1 protein-coding gene (only partly in view) is annotated in these 20962 nt (G+C 66.9%); it reads right to left on the reverse strand.

Features of this window, described 5'->3' with window-relative positions; all coding sequences use genetic code 11:
- Positions 1 to 20962: the 3' portion of a non-ribosomal peptide synthase/polyketide synthase gene (locus OHB12_RS20940; protein ID WP_327110281.1), read on the reverse strand. 16958 nt of this gene lie beyond the right edge of the window; 20962 of the gene's 37920 nt are visible here — the last part of the coding sequence; its start codon lies beyond the right edge, outside the window — the gene reads right to left on this strand; its stop codon occupies positions 1 to 3.

A 20962-nucleotide genomic window follows, 5' to 3' on the forward strand; every position in this document is an offset into this window, starting at 1 on the left:
TTACTCGGCGATCACGATCCGCACTTCGGCGTCAGCCGCATCGGCCGGCTCGCCGGGGGCCACGAACCAGTGGGTCACCTCGCCGTCGAGGTCACCGCTCGGGAGGGCCGAGAGGGCGCCCGCGGTGCTGGCGGCCAGGAATTCCAGCAGGGCCGCGCGGCCGGATGAGGCGGCGGTGAACGTGGTCGACTCGTAGTCGATCTCGTACTCCTCGCGCACCCGTTCGGCCTGGGCGAGCGCCTCGGTCTGGGTGACCGCGACGACCCCGCCCGCCGTGGGAACGACGAACGCCGGGTGATCCTCGCCGAGCGGGCGCGCCCGATCCGTGTAGGACACCGGATGCGAGGCAGCCGCGGCGAGTTCCTCCCGCGTCTGCGGGTCGTCGGGTACCAGCCAGCGAATCTCACTGTCGGGCACCGGTTCCAGGGCGATCCCGAACCCGGCGCCCGCCGCGACCAGCTCCGCCGCCGACAGATCGACCGCGAACAGGCAGGCCGCACCGGCCTTCTGCACCGCCCACACCGCGACCACGGCATCCACCGAGCGCGGCAGCGCCACCGCGACGACGTCGCCCGGTCCCGCACCGCGATCGATCAGCACCCTGGCCAGCTGTGAGGAGCGCCGATCCAGCACGTGGTAGGCGACCTCGTCGCCGTCGGCAAGCAGCGCGGGTGCCTCCGGGTCCTCCTCGACGACCTCGCCGAGGACCTTGGCCACCGTGCGCGCACCGACCCGGCCGACCGGCTCCGGCGCGGAAGCCGTTGCCGTGATACCGGATTCGACCAGCAGCTTGGCCCGTTCACCCGCATCCAGAATATCGATGTCGCCGATCAGGGAATCTGGATCGCCGACCAGCGCCTCCAGCACCCGGACCAGGCGCGCGGAGAGGATTTCCACCTCTTCCGCGGTGAACCGGCTGCCGAGGTACTTCAGGACCAGGTCGATGGTGGACTCCGCGATCACCATCAGCGTCATCGGATAGTGTGTCGCGTCGTTGAGGCCGACACCGGTGACCGACATGCCGTCGATCGAGCTGGCCGCCGCGATCGCTTCCTTGTCGATCGGATACGACTCGAACACCACCAGTGTGTCGAACAACGACCCGGCGCCCGCCACCCGCTGGATGTCGGTGAGCCCCACGTAGTGGTGCTCGAGCAGGTCGGCCTGATCGTGCTGCAACCGCTCCAGCAGCTTGCCGACGGTCTCGCGGTCATCGATCCGCAGCCGCACCGGCAGCGTGTTGATGAACAGACCCACCATCGACTCCACGCCGGACAGCTCCGCCGGACGGCCGGACACCGTCGCGCCGAACACCACGTCGCCGCGACCGGTGAGCCGCCCGAGCAGAATGCCCCACGCCGCCTGCACCAGTGTGTTCACCGTGACGCCGAGTTCGGCTGCGTGCTTGGTGATCCGGCGGGTGCGGTCGGCGTCGATCTGGGTGGTCAGCTTGCCGATCTCGTAGTTCTCCTCGGCGCGCGGCTGCGGCGCGAGCTGCGTCGGCTCGGTGATGCCGTCCAGCGCCGACGCCCAGGCGCGCAGCGAGGCGTCCCGGTCGCGCCCGGCCAGCCAGCCGAGGAAGTTGCGGTAAGAGGCCACCCGCGGCATCGCCGTCTGGTCGCCGCGGACCGCGTACAGCACCAGCAGATCCCGCAAGAGCAGCGGCATCGACCAACCGTCCACCAGGATGTGGTGCGTGGTGATGGCCAGGTGCCACTGTGCCTCGTCGCTGCGGAACAGCGTGAACCGCAGCAGCGGCGGGGTGGACATGTCGAAGCGCGTCGCCTGGTCGGCCGCGACCTGCCTGCCCAGTTCAGCGGTCCGCTGCTCGGCGGGCAACCCGGTGAGATCCACCTCGCGCCACGGCGCCTCGACCCGATCCAGCACCACTTGCACGGCCTGTCCGTCGGAGTCGGTGACGAACGCGCTGCGCAGGTTCGGGTACCGGTCGATGATGCCCTGCGCAGCGGCGTGCAGCCGTGCGACGTCCAGCACGCCGCCCAGATCCACCACGGACTGAACGGTGTACACGTCCACGGTGGACTGGGTCATCAGCGCGTGGAACAGCAGACCGGACTGCAGCGGCGAGAGCGGCCATACCTCGACCAGCGCCGGGTAGTTCCGTTCCCACAGCTCGATGTCGGTCTGGCCGACCCGGACCAGCGGCATGTCCGACGGCGTGAAGCCGCCCGCGCCCGGCCGCTGAGCGTGCGTGGCCAGCGCGGTGAGCGCCTCGACCCAGAGGCCGGCGAACTCCTGCACCTGTTCCTTGCCGAGCAGCCCGGTCGGGAAGGCGAACGACGCACCCAGCTGCGGGCCGTCCGCGCCGTCTGTGACAATCGCGTTGATGTCGATCGTCGCGTTGGCGGGCATGTCGAGATCCATGTCGACATCCAGCTGACCGAGGTCGGCCACCGGCACCCAGCCGATCTCGGCAAGCTGCTCGTGGTTCGCTCCGGCCGACATCCGGCCCAGGTAGTTGAAGCTGATCTGGGCTGTGTCAGATCCCACCCTGCTCCCACCCGCGTCAGATCCCACCCTGCTCCCACCCGCGCTATCGAGACTCGGCGCGGTCTCCGGGTTCAGATGCCGCAGTAGGCCATAGCCGATGCCCTTGTCGGGCACCACGAGCAACTGCTCCTTGATCGACTTCACGATATCGCCCAGCGCGGCGCCACCGGCGAAGGCGTCTGTGAGGTCCGCGCCGGCCAGGTCGAGCCGGACCGGGTAGGCGGTGGTGAACCAGCCGACGGTGCGCGAGAGGTCCGCGCCGGCGACGACGTCCTCTTCGCGACCGTGGCCTTCCAGCTTGATCAGCGCCGTGTGGTGTCCGATGGCGGCGTCCGCGGTTACGCGAGCTGCCGCCTCCGGGCCTGTCGCTCCCGCCGAGCGCTCGCCACGCCAGCGGACGACCGCCATGGCCAGCGCCGACAGCAAACCGTCGTTCACGCCGCCGCGGAAGAGACCGGGGATCGCGGCGAGCACCGCGTCGGTGATCTCGGCGGACAGCGTGATTTCGACTCGCTCGACGGTCGCGTTCGTGTCGATCGCCGGGTCGAACGCGCGCGCGCCGAGCAGTGGGTCCGGCGTGGCCGAAACCTGCTGCCAGAATGGCAGTTCCGCGACCCGTTCCGGCGCACGCGCCGCGTCGAGGAGGCTGTGCGCCCAGCGCCGCATCGAGGTGCCGTTGGCAGGCAGCGCCACCGGCTGACCCGCGACCAGCTGCGACCAGGCGACCGCGAAGTCCGGGATCAGGATGCGCCACGACACGCCGTCGATCACGAAGTGGTGCGCGGCGATCAGCAACACGTCGCGCCGCTCGCCGTCGAAGGCGAACCAAACGAACTGCGCCATCGCCGCATTCGCCGGATCGAGCCGGCCCAGCGCCGCGTCCAACGCCTCGGCGCCGACCCGCGCCAGCTCTGCGTCATCGGTGTCGGCGGCCAGGTCGACCCGATGCACCAGCGCGTCGATGTCTACGGCACCGTGCGGCAGCGCCTCGAACGTCCAGTCCGCGCCGGTGCGGCGCAGGCGCGACCGCAGCACGTCGTGGTGGTCGAACACCGCCGCGATGGTGCCGACCAGGGTCTCCCGATCGATGCCCTCGGGCAGTCGCAGCGCCATGGTTTGCGAAAACCGCTGGTAGGACGAGCCGCTCGCGAGGAACTGCGTCATGATCGGCGTCAGCGGGATCTCGCCGACACCGCCGCCGGGCAGTTCCTCCAGCTTCGCCTGTTCAAGACCGCCGAGCGTCGCGATCTCGGCCAGCGCGGCAACGGTGCGCTGCTCGAAGACGTCACGCGGGGTGAAGCTCACCCCACGCGTCTTGGCCCGCGACACCAACTGGATGGAAACAATGCTGTCACCACCGAGCGCGAAGAAGTCGTCATCGAGACCGACCCGGTCGATGCCGAGCACGTCACCGACCACTTCAGCGATCACCCGTTCGGTGGAGTTCTGCGGGGCGCGATAGGCGCGGGTATCCACAACCGGTTCAGGCAGTGCCCTACGGTCGAGCTTCCCGACCGGCGTAAGCGGAATCTCATCGAGCACGACGATCGCCGTCGGAACCATGTACTCCGGCAGCGTCCGCCCGATCCGTTCGGTCAGCACAGCAGGCTCCAGCGTCGCGCCCTTGGCAGGCAGCACGTAGGAAACCAGCATCGTCGCACCAGAACCTGACTCGCGACCGATCGTGACCGCGAAGTCCACACCCGGCTCGGCCGCGAGCGCGGCATCGATCTCACCGAGCTCGATGCGGAAACCACGCACCTTCACCTGGAAATCGTTGCGGCCCACATACTCCACGACCGGGACGCCCCCGACACTGCCCCAACGCACCAGATCGCCAGTGCGGTAGAGACGATCACCAGGCGCACCGTACGGGTCGGCGACGAACCGCGCCGCCGAAAGTCCCGGTCGCGCGTGGTAGCCGCGCGTCAACTGGATACCACCCACATACAGTTCGCCCGCGACACCTTCGGGCACCGGACGCAGCCTGCTGTCGAGCACCAGCGACCGCATGCCGCGGATCGGACCACCGATGGTGACCAGGTCACCAGGCCGCAACGCGTCACTGATGTTGGTCATGATCGTCGTCTCCGTGGGCCCGTACCCGTTGTGGAACGCCCGCTCGGACACCTCCACCCATTTGGCCGCCAGATCAGCAGGCACCGCTTCGCCGCCCGCGACGATCGCCCGCATACCCGACAACGCATCCGAGTCCAGCGACGCCAGCACCGACGGAGTCAGGAAGGCATGCGTGACACCCTCGGCACGGATCAGGTCGGCCAGCGCCTCGCCGCCGAACGTCAGCGGCGGCGCGACCACGAGCCCGCCCGCCGAGCCGAGCGCGAGCAACAGCTCCAGCATCGACGCGTCGAAAGACGGAGACGCGAATGCCAGCGCCCGCGAATCCCTATCCAGGCGATACCGCTCCACCTGCTCAGCGCTGAAGTTGGCCAGGCCGGCATGGGTGACCACGACACCCTTGGGCAGACCGGTGGAACCGGACGTGTAGATCACGTACGCGGTGTTTTCCGCCCGGATCACACCGCGCCGCTCGGATTCGGCGATCGGAGGATCCGACTGCGCCTGCACTTCGGCCTCGAACTGCGGATCGTCCAAGACCAGCCAGCCGGCACCGCTCGTGATCGTCGGCAGCGCAGCGGCTTCCGCGGCGATCGTGAGGCCGAGCCGCGCACCCGAGTCGGAGACCATGTGCGCAATGCGGTCGGCCGGGTAGGCCGGGTCGACCGGCACGAATGCGGCGCCCGACTTGGCCACCGCCCACACCGCGAGGACCGACTGGATCGACCGCGGAATCGCCACGGCGACCAGCACCTCCGGACGCGCGCCACGATCGATCAGGACTCGCGCCAATCGTGTGGAGGCGGCATCGAGTTCGGCGTAGGTCAACGAGTGGCCCTCGAAAACAACTGCCGGACCGTGCGGATTCGCGGCCGCCGCCGCCGTCATGAGCTCCGGAAGGGTGCGCGGCCGCACTGCTGGGCCACCAACCCGAGTGAGCAGGTCCGTACGCTCGGACTCCTCCAGGATCTCCAGGTCGCCGATCGGCTGCTCCGGTCGGGTGGTGATCGCGTGTAGCAGTCTGGTGAACCGTTCGGCGAACACCCGCACCGTGTCTTCGTCGAACAGGTCACGCGCGAAAGAGAACTCCGCGTGCATACCCGCGTCGTCCGGGTTCGGTCCCGCTTCCCTGATGGTCAGCGACAGATCGAACTTCGCGGTATCGACATCGAAATCGACCGCATCGACCCGCAACCCAGGCAACTCGAAGCTGCTCTCCGGAAGATTCTCGAACGACAACGCCACCTGGAACAGCGGGTGCCGCGCCGTGGAACGCTCCGGGTTGAGCAACTCCACCAACCGCTCGAAAGGCAGATCCGCATGCGCGAAAGCCTGCAGATCGGCGTCCTTCGTCCTGGCCAAGAACTCACCGAAACTCAGATCGCCATCCACATGCGAACGCAACACCAACGTGTTGACGAACATGCCGATCACATCATCGAGCTCGGCTTCACCGCGTCCGGCCACCGGAGTACCGACAGCGATGTCGTCGGTACCAGACATACGAGCCAGGAACAACGCCAACGCGGCATGCACGACCATGAACAGCGTCGTGTTCTGCTCCCTGGCGACCTCGGTCAACAGGCGATGCAACTCACCATCGATCGGGAACGCCACACGCCCACCCGCGAACGACTGCGTCGTCGGACGCGCCCGATCGGCAGGCAGATTGAGCTCATCCGGCAACCCCGCCAACGCGGCACGCCAATACTCGGCCTGCTGCGCGATCAGGCTGTCGGGGTCGGCCTCGGAACCGAGCACGTCACGCTGCCAGAGACTGAAGTCCGCGTACTGCACCGCCAGCGGCGCCCACCCCGGCTCCACACCAGCCGAGCGGGCCGCGTAAGCCAGCATCACATCACGAGTCAACGGCCCCATCGACCAGCCATCCGCGCTGATATGGTGCGCGACGAACACGAGAACATACTCGGACTCGACTCCCACCACAGCGGCAGCGTCGGCTCCCACCACAGCGTCCCCGGCTGTGACGCGGAACAGTTCGGCCCGCAACGGAACCTCGGTGGTCACGTCGAATCCAGCCGAAACCACCTCGACGATCCGCTGACCGACATCCCCAGCCGCCACCGTTTCCGGCGTCAGGTCCGGAACCGCCTGCTCGACAGGCAGGATCACCTGATACGCCGCCCGGCCCTGCTCCGGATAGACAGTCCGCAAGATCTCATGCCTGGCGACCACATCACCCACCGCCTGCTGCAGCGCGGCAACATCCAGATCACCGGACAAACGAATCGCAGCTGGAATGTTGTAAACCGATGAGGCGGTATCGAACTGGTTGAGGAACCACATCCGCTGCTGGGCCAGCGACAACGGATTCCGCTCCGGGCGCGGACCAGCCACTAGTGCCTTGCGGCCACCAGTGCCCGCCTGCTGCTCGACCGTCGCCGCGAGTCCGGCGACGGTGGATGTTTCGAAGAGTGTTCGTACTGGGACTCGTGAGTCGAGTGCGGCGCCGATGCGTGCTACGACTTGTGTGGCGGCTAGTGAGTTGCCGCCCAGGGCGAAGAAGTCGTCGTCGGCGCCGATCTGCTCGATGCCGAGTACGTCGGCGAATACGTTCGCGATGATTTCCTCGGTCGGTGTGGAGGGGGCACGGAATAGTTTGGTCTCGAATTCTGGTGCGGGCAGTGCTTTGCGGTCGAGTTTGCCGCTGGTGTTCAGCGGGAATGCGTCCAACTCCACGACTGCCGCGGGCACCATGTAGGCGGGTAGACGTTCGCTGATCGCGGTAATCAGTTCGGTCTGCTCGGCGGTGTGTCCTGACCTGGGCACGATGTAGGCCACGAGTTGGTCGCCCAGGCTCGATCCGGTGACTACTGCTACTGCTTGGCTCACGCCGGGTTGTGTCAGCAACGCGGTTTCGATCTCGCCGAGTTCGATGCGTTGTCCACGGAACTTCACCTGGAAATCGGTGCGCCCGATGTATTCCAGCCGGTGCGCGAGATCCCCTGCTGGTGCGCGCCATACCACGAGGTCACCGGTGCGGTACATCCGCTCACCGGCCGTGAACGGGCTGGCGATGAACCGGTCCGCGGTCAAATCCGGTCGAGTCACATAACCGCGTGCCAGCTGGTCACCGGCCAGATACAACTCACCGGGCACCCCGGCCGGGACCGGGCGCAGGCGTGAGTCCAGCACATACACCTGGGTGTTCCATTGCGGGCGCCCGATCGGTACGGTCCGCTCGTCACGCCCGTCGGCGGGCCAGTAGGTGACCGATACCGCGGCCTCGGTCGGACCGTAGAGGTTGTGCAGTACCGCACCGGATACGGTCTGCCAGGCTGTCACTGTTTCCGGTGGCAGCGCTTCACCGATCACGAAAACATCCCGCAGCGTCGGAACCGACCCCGGGGTCAACTGTGTGGCGAATACCGCCAGCATCGAGGGCACGAAATCGGTGACCGTGACCCGTTGCGCGGTGATCGTGTCCGCGACGTAGGCAGGGTCGCGGTGCCCGTCATGCGTAGCGACGACCAGTTTCGCGCCTGCCCGCAACGGCATGAAATAACCCCACAACGACACATCGAACGTTGTCGCTGTCTTCTGCAGATACACATCACCCCGACCGAGTGGGTATTGCGCCAACATCCACTCGATCTGGTTGTTGATCGCCGCATGCGATACCGCCACACCCTTCGGCCGACCTGTCGACCCCGACGTGAAAATCACATACGCCGGATGCTGCGGCGATACCGGACGCAGTAGTTCCCCAGCACGCACCGGGGAAGAGTCGAATCGGTCGAGGTCCAGTGTGTCCATCGTGAGGACGGTGATATCGCCGGGCACGGTGACCGCGTCCGTACTGGTCGTCACGACACAGGCCGGTTGAGCGGTGTCCAGGATGTGTGCGATGCGTTCGGCTGGGTGGTCGGGGTCCAGCGGCACCCACGCCCCACCCGCCGCGGCGATCGCATACATGCCGACCACGAGGTCGGGTGAACGCCGCAGGGCCAACCCCACCAACGATTCCGCGCCCACACCCTGCGAGATCAGCAACCGCGCAAGCCTGTTCACTCGTGCGTCGAACTCACCATAAGTCAGTTCGACACCCTCGAACACCACCGCTACCGCGCCCGGATCGGCAGCCACCGCACGCCGATACCCATCCAGCAGCAACCCGGAGTGGACCGGATGCTTCGTATCGTTCCATTCGTGCAGGATCCGACCCTGCTCAGCAGGCGCCAGCAGTTCCAGATCACCTACCGGAGTGTGTGGCGCGGTGAGGATCTCCCCCAGCAAACGAGTGAACCGCTGCGCGAACCCTTGCACAGTCGTCTGGTCGAATAGGTCGGTGGCGTAGGTGAACATGCCGGTGAGGCCGGTCGGTGTCCCTGACTGGTCGTATCGGTCGGCGAGGACCAGGTGCAGGTCGAACTGTGAGATCGCGGTGTCGAAGTCCACTCCCGACACTGTCAGCCCTGGCAGTTCGAGTGTGGTGACGGCCAGGTTCTGGAACGATAAACCGACCTGGAACAGTGGATGGCGTGCTGTGGAACGTGCCGGGTTGAGTACCTCGACCAGTCGTTCGAACGGCACATCCGCGTGCGCGAATGCTTGGATGTCGGTTTCGCGTTGACGTGCGAGCAGATCGGTGAACGCTTCACCGGTATCTATGTGGCTGCGGAATACCAGTGTGTTGATGAATGTCCCGATCAGATCGTTGAGCGCGGCTTCACCCCGGCCGGCCATCGGTGTGCCGATCGCGATATCGGTGGTGCCCGACAACCGGGCCAGCAACACCGCCAACGCGGTGTGCACGACCATGAACAGTGTCGCGCTCTGGGACTGCGCGACCTCGATCAGCCCACGGTGGGCCTCGGCATCGATATCCACTTCCACGGTGGCACCGGTGAAGGATTGCGTCGCCGGACGTGGCCGATCCGCGGGCAGGTCGAGCTGTTCGGGTAGATCTGCCAGTGCCCTCCGCCAGTAGGTGACCTGATCCGACATCAGCGAACCCGGGTCGTCCTCGCTGCCCAGTAGCTCACGCTGCCACATGCTGTAGTCGGCGTACTGCACCTGTAGCGGAGCCCAGTTCGGTGACTCGCCTGAGGAGCGTGCGACATACGCGGTCATCAGATCCCGCACCAGCGGGCCGACCGACCAACCATCGCCGGCGATGTGGTGGACCACCATCGCGATCACATATTCCGGGACTGCCCCGGCGTCCTGGATCTCGAACAGCGCGACCCGTACCGGCACCTCACCGGTGACATCGAACTGCGTCGAAACCAATCCCACGACAGCGGATTCGACATCCACCGCGGGGATCGACCGCACCGTCAACGGCAACGCCGCCTGAGCCGGCGACAAAATCAGCTGTATCGGGTCCCCGTCGAGGGCCGGATACACCGTACGCAGAACCTCGTGTCTGCCTACCAGGTCCGTGATCGCCGCACGCAGCGCCGACACATCCAACGAGCCGGTCAACCGGACCGCGATCGGCAGATTGTAGGCCGTGGACTGGGTATCGAACTGATTCAGAAACCACATCCGCTGCTGAGCCAGCGACAACGGGACCTGCTCCGGGCGGCGACCAGCGACCAACGCCACCCGCCCGAGGGTGCCTGCCTGCCGCTCGACCCGAACCGCCAACGCCGCGACAGTCGCCGCTTCGAACAGCAACCGCACCGGAACACGCGTGCTCAACGCCTCACCAAGGCGTGCGGTGACCTGGGTAGCGATCAGTGAGTTGCCACCCAAAGCGAAGAAGTCATCATCCGCGCCGACCCGCTCGATACCGAGCACGTCAGCGAACACCCCCGCCACGATCTCTTCGACCGGTGTCGAGGGTGCACGGAACACCTTCGCTTCGAACTCCGGCTCGGGTAGTGCTTTGCGGTCGAGTTTGCCGCTGGTGTTCAGCGGGAACGCGTCCAACTCCACGACCGCCGCGGGAACCATGTAGGTGGGAAGGATGTCGCTGATCCTCGACCGTAGCGCGACCGGATCGATCCGATCTCCCGCTGCGGCGACCACATAAGCCACCAGTTGGTCGCCCAGGCTCGATCCGGTGACTACTGCTACTGCTTGGCTCACGCCGGGTTGTGTCAGCAACGCGGTTTCGATCTCGCCGAGTTCGATGCGTTGTCCACGGAACTTCACCTGGAAATCGGTGCGCCCGATGTATTCCAGCCGGTGCGCGAGATCCCCTGCTGGTGCGCGCCATACCACGAGGTCACCGGTGCGGTACATCCGCTCACCGGCCGTGAACGGGCTGGCGATGAACCGGTCCGCGGTCAAATCCGGTCGAGTCACATAACCGCGTGCCAGCTGGTCACCGGCCAGATACAACTCACCGGGCACCCCGGCCGGGACCGGGCGCAGGCGTGAGTCCAGCACATACACCTGGGTGTTCCATTGCGGGCGCCCGATCGGCACGGTCCGCTCGTCACGCCCGTCGGCGGGCCAGTAGGTGACCGATACCGCGGCCTCGGTCGGACCGTAGAGGTTGTGCAGTACCGCACCGGATACGGTCTGCCAGGCTGTCACTGTTTCCGGTGGCAGCGCTTCACCGATCACGAAAACATCCCGCAGCGTCGGAACCGACCCCGGGGTCAACTGTGTGGCGAATACCGCCAGCATCGAGGGCACGAAATCGGTGACCGTGACCCGTTGCGCGGTGATCGTGTCCGCGACGTAGGCAGGGTCGCGGTGCCCGTCATGCGTAGCGACGACCAGTTTCGCGCCTGCCCGCAACGGCATGAAATAACCCCACAACGACACATCGAACGTTGTCGCTGTCTTCTGCAGATACACATCACCCCGACCGAGTGGGTATTGCGCCAACATCCACTCGATCTGGTTGTTGATCGCCGCATGCGATACCGCCACACCCTTCGGCCGACCTGTCGACCCCGACGTGAAAATCACATACGCCGGATGCTGCGGCGATACCGGACGCAGTAGTTCCCCAGCACGCACCGGGGAAGAGTCGAATCGGTCGAGGTCCAGTGTGTCCATCGTGAGGACGGTGATATCGCCGGGCACGGTGACCGCGTCCGTACTGGTTGTCACGACACAGGCCGGTTGAGCGGTGTCCAGGATGTGTGCGATGCGTTCGGCCGGGTGGTCGGGGTCCAGCGGCACCCACGCCCCACCCGCCGCGGCGATCGCATACATGCCGACCACGAGGTCGGGTGAACGCCGCAGGGCCAACCCCACCAACGATTCCGCGCCCACACCCTGCGAGATCAGCAACCGCGCAAGCCTGTTCACTCGTGCGTCGAACTCACCATAAGTCAGTTCGACACCCTCGAACACCACCGCTACCGCGCCCGGATCGGCAGCCACCGCACGCCGATACCCATCCAGCAGCAACCCGGAGTGGACCGGATGCTTCGTATCGTTCCATTCGTGCAGGATCCGACCCTGCTCAGCAGGCGCCAGCAGATCGATCTCACCCACCGGCACCGAGACGTCGGCAATGACCGCATCCAGCACCATGACGAACCGGTCCGCGAACCCCTGCACAGTCGCCTCGTCGAACAAATCAATGGCGTAGGCGAACTCGGTGAGGATCTCCGCGGGTGTGCCGTCTTCGGCATACCGGTCGTACAGGGTCACTTCCAGATCGGTCTTAGCCAGTTGCATATCGAAATCGACTGGACTGGCGGTCAATCCGGGCAGCTCGAACGTCGTCTTGGTGAAGTTCTGGAACAACAGACTCACCTGGAACAGCGGGTTGCGCGCGGTCGAGCGCACCGGATTGAGCACCTCGACAAGCCGCTCGAACGGCACATCCGCGTGCGCGAACCCCTCCAGATCCCGCTCCCGCACACCCGCGAGCAGCTCACTGAATCGCATACCACCATCAACCTCGGTGCGGAACACCAAAGTATTGACGAACATACCGATCAGATCATCGAGTTCGCGCTCACCACGACCGGCGATCGGTGTACCCACCGCAATGTCGTCTGTCCCGGACAACCGGGCGAGCAGCACCGCCAACGCCGCGTGCACCACCATGAACAATGACGCGTTGTTGGCCCGCGCCAATTCCTGCAGGCGCCGATGCCGGTCCGGCGAGATCTCGAAGCGAATCGCCTTGCCCTGGAATGACTGCGCGGGCGGACGCGGTCGGTCTGTAGGAAGCTCCAGCTGCTCCGGCAGACCGGCCAGCGTGGACTTCCAGTAGGCGACCTGCTGGGCGGCCAACGACTCCGGGTCTTCTTCGGAACCGAGCACCGTACGCTGCCACACCGCGAAATCGGCGTACTGCACCGGCAGCGGCTCCCACTGCGGAACCTCGCCGTTCACCCGGGCCAAGTAGGCCGCCATCACATCGCGGGCCAGCGGACCGGTGGACGCCCCGTCGCTGGCGATGTGGTACACGGAGAAGGCGACCACATGCTCGACGGTTTCGGACTCCGTCCCATGCCCATCCGGGATGATGCGGAACAGCGCCACCGACAGCGGCACCTCGACGGTGACATCGAAGGAGATGCGGGCGAACTCGATCAGCGTCTGCAGCAGATCCGCCTCGGCCACCTCGACCGGGACGAGCACGGGCACGGTCTCGGCCGCCGGGTGAATCACCTGGTGCGGACCATCGACCGAGCGCGGGTAGGTGGTGCGCAGCAACTCGTGGCGAGCGAAGACATCACCGATCGCCTGGCCGAGCGCGGCCACATCGAGTGCACCCGACAAACGCACCGCGAGCGGAATGTTGTCCACCGCGGAAGTGCTGGTGTCGAACTGGTTGAGGAACCAGTACCGCTGCTGGGCCAACGAGAGCGGAACGCGTTCCGGTCGTTCTTCCGCGACGAGCCGCGGCCGGACCCTGCCAGATCCGGCGTTGCGTTCGACGCGAGCGGCCAGTTCGAACACCGTCGAGGCATCGAACAGATCACGGACCGCCAGCTGGGTGTCCAGCGCCGCACTGAGGCGCGCGGTCACCTGGGTCGCCAGCAAGGAGTTGCCGCCGAGTTCGAAGAAGTTGTCGTCCAAGCCGAGCCGGGTGACGCCGAGCACGTCCATGAAGATGCCTGCGACGATCTCCTCGATCGGCGTGGACGGCGCGCGAAACACCTTCGCCTCGAACACCGGCGACGGCAGCGCCTCACGGTCCAGCTTGCCGACCGGAGTCAGCGGGATCTCGTCGATCACCACGATTGCCGTGGGCACCATGTGCGGCGGCAGGCTGCGCGACGCGTACTCCGTCAGCCGCGCCGTGTCGATCTCGCGGCCGAGCGTCGCCAGCACGTAGGAGACGAGAATCGTCGCGCCCGCAGCGGTCTGGCGACCGAGCGTGATCGCGTACTCGACGTCCTCGTGCTTGCCGAGCACGGCGTCGATTTCGCCGAGCTCGATGCGGAAGCCGCGGATCTTCACCTGGAAGTCCGAGCGGCCGACGTAGTCCAGCTCCCACCGCACCGACGGCACCGCGGCGTTGCCCTCCCGCTCACCGGGTTCGGCAAACCAGCGCACGACGTCACCAGTGCGGTACATCCGCGCGCCCTCGTTGCTCCACGGGTTGGCGACGAACCGTTCCGCGGTGAGGTCGGGGCGGTTGTGGTAGCCGCGCGCCAGCGCGCCACCGGCCAGGTACAGCTCGCCCGCGACGCCCGGCGGCACCGGGTTCAGCCGGTTGTCAAGCACCAGGGCCGACATGCCGAGCACCGGACGTCCGATGGTGATGTGCCTGCCTGGGGTGAGGCTGGCGTACGACGAGATGATCGTCGTCTCGGTCGGGCCGTAGGCGTTGAAGTACTTACGGCCCGGCCCCCACTTGGCCAACAGTTCCGGCGTAGTGACGTCGCCGCCGACGGAAGCGACCTCGAGCGCCTCCATGCCTGCGGGATCGACCGTGCCGAGCACCGCGGGAGTGATGATCGTGTGCGTCACCCGCTCGGTGCGCAGCAGCTCGGCCAGCTCCGAGCCGCCGATGATGGTCGACGGCACGATCACCAGCGTGGCACCGATGTAGGCGGCACACAGCCATTCGAGCACCGACGGGTCGAAGCTCGGCGAGCAGATGTGCAGGAACCGGTGGTGCGACTCGAGCTGGTACAGGCCGGTCGCGACGCCGGCCAGACCGCCCATACCCGCGTGGGTCACGGTGACGCCCTTGGGCATACCCGTCGAACCCGAGGTGTAGATGACATACACCGGGTGCCGCATGGACAGCGCGGAAATCCGGTCCGCGTCCGTCACAGGCTCGGCGGACTGGCGCTCGACCAGCTCGCCGAACTCCGGATCGTCCATCCGTAGCCACTCGACGTTGCGCGGCAGCCGGTCCACGCTCTCGCTCGCGGTAATGCCGATGACCGCGCCGGAGTCGTTGACCATGTGCCGCTTACGGTCTTCGGGATAGGTCGGGTCTATCGGCACATGCGCGCCGCCCGCCTTCGCCACCGCCCAGAACGCGGCGACCATCTCGTAAGAGCGCGGGAACGACAGCGCCACTATGCCTTCCGGTCCGACGCCGCGCGCGATGAGCACCCGCGCCAGGCGCGAGGAGTACTCGTCGAGCTCCCGGTAGGTGATCGACCTGCCCTGGTAGCGGACCGCGATCTGCTCCGGGTCCAGCCGCGCGCCGCGCGCGAGCAGGTCCGGCAGCAGACCGGTGGCCATCACGTCCTCGCCGTGCATGTGCGTGAGCAGCTGGTACTCGTCCGTGTCCAGCAGCTGCAGGTCGCCGATCGGCTGCTCCGGTCGGGTGGTGATCGCGTGTAGCAGTCTGGTGAACCGTTCGGCGAACACCCGCACCGTGTCTTCGTCGAACAGGTCACGCGCGAAAGAGAACTCCGCGTGCATACCCGCGTCGTCCGGGTTCGGTCCCGCTTCCCTGATGGTCAGCGACAGATCGAACTTCGCGGTATCGACATCGAAATCGACCGCATCGACCCGCAACCCAGGCAACTCGAAGCTGCTCTCCGGAAGATTCTCGAACGACAACGCCACCTGGAACAGCGGGTGCCGCGCCGTGGAACGCTCCGGGTTGAGCAACTCCACCAACCGCTCGAAAGGCAGATCCGCATGCGCGAAAGCCTGCAGATCGGCGTCCTTCGTCCTGGCCAAGAACTCACCGAAACTCAGATCGCCATCCACATGCGAACGCAACACCAACGTGTTGACGAACATGCCGATCACATCATCGAGCTCGGCTTCACCGCGTCCGGCCACCGGAGTACCGACAGCGATGTCGTCGGTACCAGACATACGAGCCAGGAACAACGCCAACGCGGCATGCACGACCATGAACAGCGTCGTGTTCTGCTCCCTGGCGACCTCGGTCAACAGGCGATGCAACTCACCATCGATCGGGAACGCCACACGCCCACCCGCGAACGACTGCGTCGTCGGACGCGCCCGATCGGCAGGCAGATTGAGCTCATCCGGCAACCCCGCCAACGCGGCACGCCAATACTCGGCCTGCTGCGTGAACAGGCTGTCGGGGTCGGCCTCGGAACCGAGCACGTCACGCTGCCAGAGACTGAAGTCCGCGTACTGCACCGCCAGCGGCGCCCACCCCGGCTCCACACCAGCCGAGCGGGCCGCGTAAGCCAGCATCACATCACGAGTCAACGGCCCCATCGACCAGCCATCCGCGCTGATATGGTGCGCGACGAACACGAGAACATACTCGGACTCGACTCCCACCACAGCGGCAGCGTCGGCTCCCACCACAGCGTCCCCGGCTGTGACGCGGAACAGTTCGGCCCGCAACGGAACCTCGGTGGTCACGTCGAATCCAGCCGAAACCACCTCGACGATCCGCTGACCGACATCCCCAGCCGCCACCGTTTCCGGCGTCAGGTCCGGAACCGCCTGCTCGACAGGCAGGATCACCTGATACGCCGCCCGGCCCTGCTCCGGATAGACAGTCCGCAAGATCTCATGCCTGGCGACCACATCACCCACCGCCTGCTGCAGCGCGGCAACATCCAGATCACCGGACAAACGAATCGCAGCTGGAATGTTGTTGACCGACGAGGCCGTATCGAACCGGTTGAGGAACCACATCCGCTGCTGAGCCAACGACAACGGAATCCGCTCCGGGCGCGGACCAGCCACCAGCTCGCGGTGGCGTCCGGCACCTTGGTTCGGCTCCACCCGCGCGGCCAACGCGGCGACGGTCGGCGCCTCGAACAGCATCCGCACCGGGATCGTGGTGTCCAATGCGGCCCCGAGGCGGGCGACCACCCGGGTGGCGATCAGCGAGTTGCCGCCCAGGTCGAAGAAGTCGTCGTCGATGCCGACGGCGCGCTCGCCGTCGGCGGCCGCCATGCCGAGCACCTCGGCGAAGGTGTTCGCGACAATCTCCTCGATCGTCGTGGACGGTGCGCGGAATTCCCGTGCCTGGTAGGTGTGTTCGGGCAGCGCGCGCCGATCCAGCTTGCCGTTGGGGTTCAGCGGCATGGCGTCGATCACCATGATCGCGGCGGGCACCATGTACGACGGCAGCTGCGCGGACAGGTACGCCCGCAGTTGCTCGATGTCCACTGTCGCGCCGGCCGTCGGCACCACGTAGCCGACCAGCTGGTCGCCGGTGCGCGCATGGGAGCGCACCAGGGCGACCGCCTGCGCGACCGCATCGTGTGCGGTGAGCGCGGTTTCGATGTCGCCGAGCTCGATGCGCAGGCCGCGCAGCTTCACCTGGAAGTCGGTGCGGCCCAAGTACTCCAGCTCACCATTCGCCGTCCAGGTGACCAGGTCACCCGTGCGATACATCCGCGCTCCGCCTTGGCCCCCGGACCCACCCCCCGCGAACGGGTTCGCCACGAACCGATCCGCCGTCAGGTCAGCGCGCGCCACATAGCCGCGCGCCAACTGCGCGCCCGCCAGATAGAGCTCACCCGCGACACCCACCGGAACCGGACGCAACCGCGCATCCAACACGTACACCTGCGTGTTGAACACCGGAGAACCGATCGGCACCGATACCGTGTCGGCCTCTGTCACCTCGTGATAGGTGACGTCGACCGCCGCCTCGGTCGGGCCGTACAGGTTGTGCAACCACGCCGGGGTCAGCGCCAGCAGCCGCTGTGCGGCGACCGCGGGCAGCGCCTCACCCGAGGCGAAGACATTGCGCAGGCTGGTGCACTCGCGCGCCCGATCGTCCGCCACGAATACCGACAGCATCGACGGCACGAAATGCACCGTTGTGACCTGCTCTTCGGCGATCACCTGCGCGAGGTAGGCCGGATCGCGATGCCCGTCCGGCTTCGCCACCACCAGCCGCGCGCCGACCTGCATCGCCCAGAAGAACTCCCACACCGACACGTCGAACGTCGCCGGGGTCTTCTGCAGCACCACATCGAAGGGGCCGAGACCGTATTCGGTTTGCATCCAGACCAGGCGGTTCACGATCGCGGCATGGCTGACGGCCACACCCTTCGGCCGTCCTGTCGAACCCGACGTGAAGATCACGTACGCGGTATTCGACGGCCGCAGCGGCATGATCCGCTCGGCATCGGTCACCGGATCATCCGAATACGCGGACAGATCCAACTGATCTATCTCGATCGCGGTGGTGTCCGTGTCGATGTCGAAACCGTCGCGCGAGGTGGTGAGCACACACACCGGGTCAGCGGTGTCGAGCACGTGCCGCACGCGTTCGGCCGGATGATCGGGATCGAGGGGTACATAGGCGGCGCCCGCCTCGACCACCGCGTAGATGCCGACCACCAGATCGACCGACCGGCGCATCCCCAGAGCGACCATCGTCTCCGGGCCGACGCCCAGCGCGATCAGGTGCCGGGCCAGCCGCCGCACCCGCGCGGCGAACTCGGAATACGTCAGCGTCTCGTAGCGACTCGATGAGGGGTGGTGGTCGGGCGACCGGTGGGACAGACTCGTCCCCTCGAACGTCAGCGCCGCCACTTCCGGCGTGCTCGCGACCTGCTCGGCGAACATCGACGCGAGCGTCGCGTCGGTGTCCACGATCTGCGCGGTGTCGTTCCATCCGCGCAGCGTCTGCTCGGTCTCCCGTTCATCCAGCAGCGCGATGTCGCCGACGGCCCGATCCGGTTCGGCGGCAACGGCCTTCAGCAACCGGTCGAACCGGCGACCGAACGCCGCCATGGTGGCCCGGTCGAACAGGTCGGTGGCGTAGATCAGCTCGGCGGTGATACCGGTCCGGGCCGCACCGGTGCCGTTGGTCGCGCCTGCGCGCTCCGAGAGCACCAGCTGCAGGTCGAACTTGGCGACGTCGGTGGGCAGGTCGACCGCGCTGACCGTCAGACCGGGCAGCTCGAGGATATTGCGGCCGGTGTTCTGGAACGACAGCATCACCTGGAACAGCGGATGCCGCGCCTGCGAACGGGGCGGATTGAGGATCTCCACCAGCCGCTCGAACGGCAGGTCCGCGTGCCCGAACGCCGCGATGTCGCTGACGCGCACCGCGCGCAGCAGATCGGCGAACGTCGCGGCGCCCTCGATCGGCGTCCGCAGCACGAGGGTATTGACGAACATGCCGATCAGGTCGTCGAGGGCGCGCTCGCCACGGCCTGCGACCGGGGTACCGATGGCGATGTCGTCCTCGCCGGACAAACGAGAAAGTAGGACAGCAAGCGCGGTGTGCGCGACCATGAACAGCGTCACACCCCTGGTGCGCGCGAGTTCAGTGAGCCTGCCATGGGTTTCGGCGTCGATCTCGAAGGTGTGCGTAGCACCGCGACCAGAGGCCACTGCGGGACGTGGGCGGTCAGCGGGCAAGTCCAGCTGGTCGGGCAGCCCACGCAGCGCGTCCGACCAGAACGAGATCTGCTCGGATATCACCGAATTCGGGTCGCTCTCGGCGCCGAGCACCTTGCGCTGCCATAGCGCGAAGTCCGCGTACTGGACCTCCAACGGCCGCCACGCGGGCTCGCCGCCGTCGACGCGGGCGCCATAGGCGGTCATCACGTCGCGGGTGAGAGGGCCCATGGAGAATCCGTCGGCCGAGATATGGTGCACCACCAGCGCGAGCACATGCTCGGTCGGGCTGATCTCGAACAGCCGTGCACGGAACGGCACCTCGACGGTCACGTCGAACGCGGTCAGCACGAACTCCGAAAGCCGCTCGGCCAGTGCGGCTTCGGTGACGTCGATCGGTGTGAGGTCCGGAATGACCTTGCCGGTGGGCACGGTCTGCTGGTGGGCAGTGCCGTCCGCATCCGGGTAGAACGTGCGCAGCGACTCATGCCTGGCCAGCACGTCGGCGACCGCGATCTGCAGCGCCTGCCGGTCGAGTAGACCGGACAGCCGCACCGCGGCCGGGATATTGTCGACGGCCGACTCCGGGTCGAAGCGGTTGAGGAACCACATGCGCTGCTGGGCCAGCGACAGCGGGACCAGCTCGGGCCGCGGCTGCGGCGTCAGCGCCACCCGCGCGCCCATACCCGCCCTGGTCTCCGCGCGTGCCGCGAGCGCGACCACAGTGGAGGCCTCGAAAAGCTCACGGACGCCGAGATCGGTGTCCAGCGCGGCGGCGAGCCGGGCCGAGACCTGGGTGGCGCTGAGCGAGTTGCCGCCGAGCGCGAAGAAGTCGTCGTCCAGGCCGACCCGCTCCAGGCCGAGCACGTCGGCGAAGGTGGTGGCGACGATCTCCTCGACCGGCGTGGTCGGGGCGCGGAATGTCGCCGCCTCGAACACCGGAGCAGGCAGCGCCTTACGGTCCAGCTTGCCGGAGGCGTTGAGCGGGAATTCGTCGAGCACGATCACCAGCGATGGCACCATGTACGCCGGCAGCTGAAGCGCCAGGTCCGCACGGACCAGATCGGTGTCCAGCGGGGCGTCCTGCGCCGCGACGACGTACGCGACGAGCTGGTCACCGGTGTGCGCGTCGGAGCGTGCCACCACGACCGCCTGCGCGATCTCGTCCAGTCCGGCCAGCGCCGACTCGATCTCGCCGAGCTCGATGCGCAGACCACGCAGCTTCACCTGGAAGTCCGTGCGGCCCAGATACACAAGTTCACCGGCTGTGCCTGATTCGGCGCTCGCGCCGGTGGTCCAGGCCACCAGATCGCCGGTACGGTACATCCGCGCACCAGCCTCCCCGTACGGGTTGGCGACGAACCGGTCACCGGTCAGGTCCGGCCTCGCGACGTAACCGCGCGCAAGCTGGACGCCCGCCAGATACAGCTCACCCGCGACACCCACCGGCACCGGGCGCAACCGCGAATCCAGCACATACACCTGCGTGTTGAACACCGGAGCTCCGATGGGCACCGTCTCGACGTCCGCGTCCACCACCTCGTGGAACGTGACGTCGACGGCCGCCTCGGTCGGACCGTACAGATTGTGCAACGCCGCACCGGTCAGCTCGCGCAGACGGTGCGCGGGCTTCGGCGGCAGGGCCTCGCCGGAGGCGAACACCAGCCGCAGCGCGTCATACCGCGCCGCAGCCGCGTCGGCCGCGTCGGGCCCG

This window comes from Nocardia sp. NBC_01730 (assembly GCF_035920445.1).
Classification (GTDB): Bacteria; Actinomycetota; Actinomycetes; order Mycobacteriales; family Mycobacteriaceae; genus Nocardia.